Source organism: Pseudanabaena biceps PCC 7429, assembly GCF_000332215.1.
GTDB classification, from domain to species: Bacteria; Cyanobacteriota; Cyanobacteriia; order Pseudanabaenales; family Pseudanabaenaceae; genus Pseudanabaena; species Pseudanabaena biceps.
Genome location: NZ_ALWB01000245.1, coordinates 1 through 7,489 on the forward strand (window position 1 = coordinate 1; position 7,489 = coordinate 7,489).

The following is a 7,489-nucleotide window of genomic DNA, read 5'->3' on the forward strand; positions in this document are numbered from 1 at the left end:
CACTGATACGGACTGGCAGGATGGACATGATGGACATGATGGACTTGACTCTGACATTGCTTTAATCTGTAACAACCATCTAGATATTTTCCCTCATCCTTTCCTTTTTAGGACTACCAAAAAATGCCAAATTTATTAGAAACTTTATTTTATAAATTGCGGAGAACCAAACATATTAATTTTATCCAATCTTTTTATTTTTAGCAATATCGTTTTTATTTTTTATATAGTTTTTTAAAGCTTTAACTATGATATATGCTTAGACTTAGATAATCAAAAATATAGTAAAATTCAGAAAGAATATTGAATACTGAGATAAAAATTTACACTCACAAAAATAAAGGCTATCCAATGAAGAGTTTTGTTAATTGAAATTTAACCTTTAAGTAAGTGGGCTTAATTAAATATAAAGCCCTAAAACCTGTGGCGCACACGCAGCCTAAGTCGCAGGTTTTATATCGGGATTTTAATTATACTGAGATACTTATAAGGGCTTATTACCCATTATCAAATAGCCAAAATACCTAAGTAATTAGACAGACTAGAAAAAAAGGAATCAAGTGTTACGTAGTGTCACCTAATTCCTCATTTATAGCAACGTAAGGTTTACTTTGGACATAAAACCCCAAAGATGAGTGGCGGCGCTTTGCGCCGCCGCTCATCTTTGGGGTTTTGTGTCCTAGCTATCTCTTATACCAATTCCCAAAATGGCGTAGCCATTTTGGGAATTGGTATTAATTAAATTTCTAACAAGATTTCTTGCCGATCGCTGATCGCATTTACAACATTGATTCTGGGCAAGCGGTGCTTAAATCCACAGAGAATTTCCCATGAAATCGTACCTAATAGCTCCGCCCAATCATCGGCAGTATTTCCCGATGCCCCACCTAAAAATGTCACCACATCGCCAACATTAACATCAGGTATATGGGTAACATCGATCGCACATTGATCCATAGTAATCGTGCCAATCTGAGCAACTTTTTGCCCCTTGACCGAAACATGAAGACGATTGGATAAACCACGGGGAATCCCATCGGCATAACCGATCGCTACCGTTGCCATTTTCATGTCTGCCTTGGCAATGAACGAACGACCATAACTCACACTCGTTCCCGCCGTGATTTCTTTTACTTGGGTAATGCGCGCCTTAACCGTAAGTGCTGGTCGCAAATCTACCAGATTTTGAAGATGGGGCGCGGGATAAAGTCCATAAATCCCCAAACCAGTTCTCACAATGTCGTAGTGAATTTGGCGATCGCATAACATCGCGGCGGTGTTGCAAATATGAATATAGGGCGGATAGATACCTTCAGACTGAAGCTCGGCAATGACCTGCTGAAATCTTTGGGTCTGTAACTGCATGAAGGTAAGATCGCGATCATCGGCAGTGGCGAAGTGGGAATAAACGCTGAGAATTTCTAGATTTGGTAAATGCTGTACGAGTTTGATAAAGGCGATCGCCTCCTGCCAATTTACCCCCAGCCGCGACATACCCGTATCAATCTTGAGATGAACAGGAATCTGCGCCCCAATATTGGAGAGGACTTCATGGTAAATCAGCGCTTGTTTGGCATTGCAAATAGTTGGCTGGAGACGATATTCAGCGATCGCTTTGATCTCATCCACACCGTTAGTCGCCCCTAAAATGGCGATCGGAGCCGTAATCCCTGCATTGCGCAACTGTATCCCTTCAGGAATTGTCGCAACCCCCAGCCATGAGGCCCCCGCCTCGATCGCAGCTTGACTGACATCGATCGCGCCATGACCGTAGGCATCAGCCTTAACGATCGCCATTAACTCTGTCGGTGCGGTCAGTAAAGACTTTAATTGACAAACATTATGCCTAATTGCCGATAGATCGACTTCTACCCATGCACGATGGTTTTGCTTGAGCATTACAACGCACTCCTCATGCGATAAAACAACAAACTCGATAGCTGTAGCGCACGCTGCGCGTACGCTACAGCTTTTGGGGCTTTATATTTAATTACGCCTAAGTACCTCAGCATAATTAAAATCCAGATCTAAAGCCTGCGGCGCACGCTGCGCGTGCGCCGCAGGCTTTAGGGTTTTATATTTACTTACTTAGCTACTTTGAGATATTGCCAGTACATCGTTAGTATATTAATGAGTATATTAATGTGGTTCGGCAAAAAGACGCTTGTCGTTATACCAAGTTGCATAACAAACTCAGAGTAGGTACTGCGATGAATCTAATTTTGCCGTAGCTCGATCGCAATTCAGTCAAAAGCATGGTTAAGGCTAGACTTAGAATGAGAATTGCGATCAGTATTTCTACTTAGTTTATTTTAATTAGTTTAATTATCTATACCTATGCGACTCCTGCAACTTATCCCAAGTTTAATGCTGCAAGATTGGCAAAAATATAATCTTCGGTACAAACTTCGGTATGAATTTAAACCAAGCTTTAAACAAATGTTGCGATCGCGCAAACGTTTTTTGTCATTTCTTTTTGTCGTAACTTTTGTAATCACGCTACTTTTGCATAGCTTGATCCCTGTATTTCTAGGAAACGATCAGGCGATCGCGCAGATAAAACCACAAATAAAACTACTAGTCCCACAGCTAAAGCAACCTGTTATCCTCCCCAGTGCACCAATCAACCAACCTATAGACAAACGTCAAGAGATTCGCGGCGTATGGTTGACCAGTAATGACTTCTCCATGTTTAGCGATCGCAAACAACTTGGAGAAGCCCTAAAACAGCTCCAAAAACTAAACTTTAATACAATTTACCCAGTGGTATGGAACTCAGGCTATGCCATGTTCCCCAGCAATGTTGCTAGAGATGCGGGAATTCAACCCTTTGTCTATAAAGGTTCGGAAGGACAAGATATTGTCGCTGACATCATCGCTCAAGGACATAAAAACAATTTATTGGTGATGCCTTGGTTTGAGTTTGGCTTCATGGCTCCGCCTACTTCAGAATTAGCGACTATCCATCCCGATTGGCTAACCCAAGAGCGAGATGGTGATAAAACCTCCGTATCCGCTGCTGGGGAAGTCGCATGGCTCAACCCTTTCCATCCAGAAGTGCAGAAGTTTCTGACAGAATTAGTCCTCGAAGCTGTCTCAAATTACGATCTAGATGGGATTCAATTTGACGACCATACCAGTCTGCCAAAGACCTTTGGCTACGATCGCTATACCCTGAACCTCTATCGCCAAGAGATGAAAGAGGAAGCCCCCGCAAATGTGAACGATCCTGATTGGGTACGTTGGCGAGCCAACAAGATCTCGGCTTTTATGGCAAAACTAAACAAAGCGGTGAAGCAAAGAAAACCTAATGTAATTTTCTCCGTATCCCCTAACTATTATGATTTTGCCTACAAGCAACAACTGCAAGATTGGCTGGGCTGGGTGCGCCAAAACATTGTCGATGAATTGATTGTGCAGGTCTATCGCAATGATTTAGAGGACTTTCGCACGCAAATTAATCTGCCCGAAATTGCCGAAGTCCAAAATAAAATCTCTACAGGCATTGGTATTCTCTCAGGACTGCGCCACAGTAACATACCGATGTCACAGGTTTACTCCCAAGTTATTACCGCCCAAGAGCGTGGTTTAGGGATCGCCTTCTTTTATTACAAGAGTTTATGGGGCTATGGTCCCGAACCTGCCCGCGATCGCCAAAAGGAAATTCAATATCTATTCCGTAATCCAGCACCAAGGCTTGCCAATAGAAATTAATAGCGAACATCTCCTACGGGCATATATTCTTGGATCAAGTTGCGTTGACTGACCCGATCGCCTTCGGCTAATAAGCGATCGCCTGCCTCTTTGAGAGTTCTCAAATCAAAGCTAGGCGGACGAAATTCGGGTAAAGCTTCGGTACTATTTACCAAACGTAAGGACAAGCGCTCTAGACCGATATCATAGACAAATTTCCTTACTTGCTCGTCGTAGAGGCTCGATCGCAATGAGCCAAAGAAATCAATTGAGCGATCGGGATACATATCCACCAGACGCTCGATTTCCCATTGGGGAATATTATCGGGTGCAAAAATACCGCTGACAATACCAATGCGATCGGTGCGATCGGGCATCCAGAAAAACTTCTCCATCCGACCATCCCGCACCAAGGGCGCATACAAAGTCGAAAAATCATTTCCCGTCACAATAATCGGTACGCGCCGAATCGGATTGCTATCATAGCTCCCTGGCAACTGCACATTCGTCGGGTTATCAGCAATATTCATCAAAGTGGCATTGACCAACTGCGTATTCACCGTATACTGCGTCGTCGAATCAACCCGACCCGCTCCCGCATCAAGATCGTTAATCAAAAGCGCGCACATTTTGCCCCGTACCTTGACCAACTCCGCTGCTTCCCGATAGCGCATTCTAATCAATCTTGCAGGATCACCAGCGTCAGGACTCTCTAACTCTCCACCCGACATTCTAATCGGCTCAATCCCCAATTTTTCAAATGCCAATTCGCATTGAAAAGACTTACCTTCCCCCTTTCCTCCATGAATTCCTAAAATTAAGGGTACTGTCACATTAGGCAATTTCATGAAGTTTTTGGCTAAATGAACAGCAAGTTTATCCAAAAAGCGCGGGGAAATGTAATAAGACATACAGATTTATTTTTATAATTAGTCTCAATTTATCGCATTTTAAGCCCCTATTTGCATTTTATTTTTAGATTTGAATTACTTCTTTGACATTCCCAACTTGCGATCGCCTAAATTCATCATCAGAAATAGCCAGCAAGGCGATCACAATTCTAATCAAAAAGATAGCTTCTGAAATAGCTCCGATAATGGCATTGTGAAACCTTCAATAACATCTTCACCATCTAAGGAATCGGATTGTTTGAGTAAGCGATCGGGTTCTTGGGCAGAACGATAGACTAAGACATAATGTAATTTGAGATTAATTACCCAAACTAGGCGTGAGCCATTCTCAAAATATTCCACAATTTTTTGATCGATTTCGGAAATCGTGTTGTTGGGAGAGAGAACTTCGATCGCTAGATCAGGTGAGCCATCTAAAAAGCCGTCGGGTAGTTCAGTAAGTCCCTGTAGTTTTTCTTTGGATACAAAGGAAATATCAGGCGATCGCTTGTTGCCATTCTTCATGGTAAAGGCGGTACTAGAATCAAGAATAATGCCAAGTTGTCTAGGCAAAATGTAATTCATTAAAGCCATGACTAGAATGCTGCAAGTATATCCATGCAATGCACCTGAATTTCCCATATTAACCAGTTCTCCATTCACAAGCTCATAGCAATTTCCATCGGTTAGCGCCATTAGTTCGGCATCTGTCCAGATTTTTTTGTCTAATTTTATTGATGAAATAGTCAGTGAAGACATGATTAACTCTTAATGATATGAAAAGGAAAAACTTGACTTAATTTCAAAGTTGGGAAATAACTTGATCAATGGTCTTAATAGCTAATTCAACCTCACAATCGAAAATCTCAGAACAATCAACAAGGTTATCCTGATTCCAGTAAGATTTGGAAACATTGTGATGCCTCAGAATTTGATGAACCTCAAGCTCTACACGAGCTACTTTGTCACAATGTTGAGTAAATTGCATTTTCCAATCACTGCTACCGCCATATCCACAATTATTTAGAGTATATTCTCTCTTCCCAGCATCTTTTGCTGTGCCAATTTTAGTTAACCCAAGATTCTCCGATCTTGCAACATATAGAGTGCCTGACTCATGATATCTCCTCCTAAACGCAATGTTATGAGTACCACATTGAATACAGTGTCCACCACTATCTCTGAGTGTATGTCCTGCTCTAATACAAGGCGTAACTCCAATTGCAACTGCCATACCTTGTTCCTTCATTATTCGCTTGTAATCGCCTGTTTTGATACCAGTTGCATCAAAGAGCTGATACATAGGTATACCTTGATCTATTAAAAAACAAATCTGAGGTAATGTTAGTTTGGTCATATTGTTAAGTACTAAAACCATTAAACATTTACCATAATTCGAGTAAGATAATAGATTAAGCCATTAGTTTACAAATAATTACCGCACCGCATTTCGTGGTTCGATCGCAAAATGGGTTTCAATAGAAAACTTAAATCTATCTGGTATTAGGGATGGTAATGAGCCTAGATAGGGGGCAATGATTACAGATTGAGGAGGCGCAACTTTTTTCGCTAGAACCTCCATAGCATAATTGCCATCACTCATACCATGTTGCGAAAATACTATGAGTTTTGGGTATTGACCTTCCATAGGTAAAATTTTCGTCTGTAGATTTGTGATTATTGACCATACAGCAACTTGCTCATAAAAACTTGCTCATAAAAAGTTTTAGGATAATGCACTCCGTATTTTCTTTAATGCACCATTCACTTCTATAATTTGGCAAATCCAATCTTCTGGCTGTTCATCCTTTAGCGCTTTTCTTATTGCTTTGAGTTTAGTAATAGCATCTGCTGCATAACTTCCTACTAAACTTCCATAGTTAGCAAGAGCAGCGATCGCACATTCTTGGACATTCCAATCATGTCCTTCAGTATCGTCTAATGCATTAATGATGATAGGTACAGCTTTTTCAGGAGATACTTGCAATTTGCCCATCGAGTTTATGGCATTGCCTCTTATATACCATTCGGAAGCAATTGCATTTTCTAGCAAAAGCTCACATAACTCTTCATCTTTTTTGCCAGTAGAACCCAGTGCTAAAATTGCCAAACTCTTAGTTTCCTCTATTCTCGATTTAGCGATATCGATCAAAGGTTTGTATAATAATGCCGATTTTTCATCCATAAGCGAACAGGTAAAAAGGATAGCATGAAGCAGATTTGTATTATCTGAAAATAAGTGGAATTTAAGCACTGTAATTATTTCAGGAAATATGTTAGAAAGTTGGACTAATATTTCACCCACTGTATAAGGATGCCGATTGATTCCTCGTTTTTGCATTAAGCTAAATATCTCAGGAAGCGCTTCTATAGCTTCTACTCCCATTCCTTTGAGGGCATTACATGCCACCCATTCGATTTCTATATCATCACTCATGAGCATGGACTTAATTTCAGCTATAGCTAATGACGCAAACTCGCCGCAATGCTCAATCAGGGCGGATAAAATGAAATACCTGTCATTAATTTAATATAGTTATGGAAATCAAAGTCAACTTGCTTACCAACTCGGATTTCCTGTACATAATTAATACGAGAACTCACATAGGCTTTTATCACTTTCTTTAACAGTGTGCCATCACCATCCAATTTAATCGCACTAATATAGAGGCTACTATCACTGACTCCCATCGTATGCCAACGCCCTGCCATTAAATTGATTTCTTCAGTTAAAGCAGCAATCTTTTCTTTTTCATTAATGTTAGTATCGGCTAAGTGATTAATTAATGCGGCTAAGTGTTCAATTTCTTTCATCTTTATTTAAGATATAGATTTAATATATAGCTATAGTCACTTAAGTCAGTACATCAAACTCAATAGAGAGTTGCGGCGCTTCGCGCCGCAAC

Annotated in this window: 7 protein-coding genes and 1 pseudogene; 1 reads left to right on the top strand and 7 read right to left on the bottom strand. The window is 40.7% G+C overall.

The window, feature by feature from the left end; genetic code table 11:
• Nucleotides 1-738: 738 nt before the first annotated feature.
• Entirely contained in the window at nucleotides 739-1,899 is a 1,161-nt protein-coding gene (alr, locus tag PSE7429_RS19695; protein ID WP_009629104.1) for an alanine racemase, read from the bottom strand.
• Nucleotides 1,900-2,367: 468 nt separating this feature from the next.
• Between alr and PSE7429_RS19700 the strand changes: the two genes are divergently transcribed.
• Complete coding sequence (locus PSE7429_RS19700; RefSeq protein ID WP_052017758.1) at nucleotides 2,368-3,714, top strand: family 10 glycosylhydrolase; 1,347 nt, start codon at nucleotides 2,368-2,370, stop codon at nucleotides 3,712-3,714.
• 23 nt (nucleotides 3,715-3,737) lie between these two features.
• Here the strand turns inward: PSE7429_RS19700 and PSE7429_RS19705 are convergent.
• From PSE7429_RS19705 to PSE7429_RS19730, 6 genes and pseudogenes are all read right to left on the bottom strand, one after another.
• Nucleotides 3,738-4,604, bottom strand: a pseudogene (locus tag PSE7429_RS19705) (AAA family ATPase); the annotation flags it as partial.
• Between the two features lie 153 nt (nucleotides 4,605-4,757).
• Nucleotides 4,758-5,342, bottom strand: a complete 585-nt coding sequence (locus PSE7429_RS19710; protein ID WP_009629107.1) for a Uma2 family endonuclease — start codon at nucleotides 5,340-5,342, stop codon at nucleotides 4,758-4,760.
• Between the two features lie 43 nt (nucleotides 5,343-5,385).
• Nucleotides 5,386-5,940 (bottom strand): GIY-YIG nuclease family protein, encoded by a 555-nt coding sequence (locus tag PSE7429_RS19715; protein WP_158467656.1) that lies wholly within the window; start codon nucleotides 5,938-5,940, stop codon nucleotides 5,386-5,388.
• A 78-nt stretch (nucleotides 5,941-6,018) separates the two neighbouring features.
• Nucleotides 6,019-6,231, bottom strand: a complete 213-nt coding sequence (locus tag PSE7429_RS26760) for a hypothetical protein (protein ID WP_009629109.1) — start codon at nucleotides 6,229-6,231, stop codon at nucleotides 6,019-6,021.
• 78 nt (nucleotides 6,232-6,309) lie between these two features.
• Nucleotides 6,310-7,020 carry a HEAT repeat domain-containing protein gene (locus PSE7429_RS19725; protein ID WP_158467657.1) on the bottom strand — a complete coding sequence of 237 codons (711 nt, stop codon included), beginning with the start codon at nucleotides 7,018-7,020 and terminating at the stop codon, nucleotides 6,310-6,312.
• A gap of 56 nt (nucleotides 7,021-7,076) precedes the next feature.
• Nucleotides 7,077-7,397 carry a hypothetical protein gene (locus PSE7429_RS19730; protein WP_009629111.1) on the bottom strand — a complete coding sequence of 107 codons (321 nt, stop codon included), beginning with the start codon at nucleotides 7,395-7,397 and terminating at the stop codon, nucleotides 7,077-7,079.
• Nucleotides 7,398-7,489: the final 92 nt, after the last annotated feature.

Bases quoted from the DNA above. Each gene is read 5' to 3' on its own strand.
- PSE7429_RS26760 (WP_009629109.1), bottom strand. From the start codon at position 6,231: ATGGAAGGTCAATACCCAAAACTCATAGTATTTTCGCAACATGGTATG.
- PSE7429_RS19725 (WP_158467657.1), bottom strand. From the start codon at position 7,020: ATGAGTGATGATATAGAAATCGAATGGGTGGCATGTAATGCCCTCAAA.
- alr (WP_009629104.1), bottom strand. From the start codon at position 1,899: ATGCTCAAGCAAAACCATCGTGCATGGGTAGAAGTCGATCTATCGGCA.
- PSE7429_RS19715 (WP_158467656.1), bottom strand. From the start codon at position 5,940: ATGACCAAACTAACATTACCTCAGATTTGTTTTTTAATAGATCAAGGT.
- PSE7429_RS19710 (WP_009629107.1), bottom strand. From the start codon at position 5,342: ATGTCTTCACTGACTATTTCATCAATAAAATTAGACAAAAAAATCTGG.
- PSE7429_RS19730 (WP_009629111.1), bottom strand. From the start codon at position 7,397: ATGAAAGAAATTGAACACTTAGCCGCATTAATTAATCACTTAGCCGAT.
- PSE7429_RS19700 (WP_052017758.1), top strand. From the start codon at position 2,368: ATGCTGCAAGATTGGCAAAAATATAATCTTCGGTACAAACTTCGGTAT.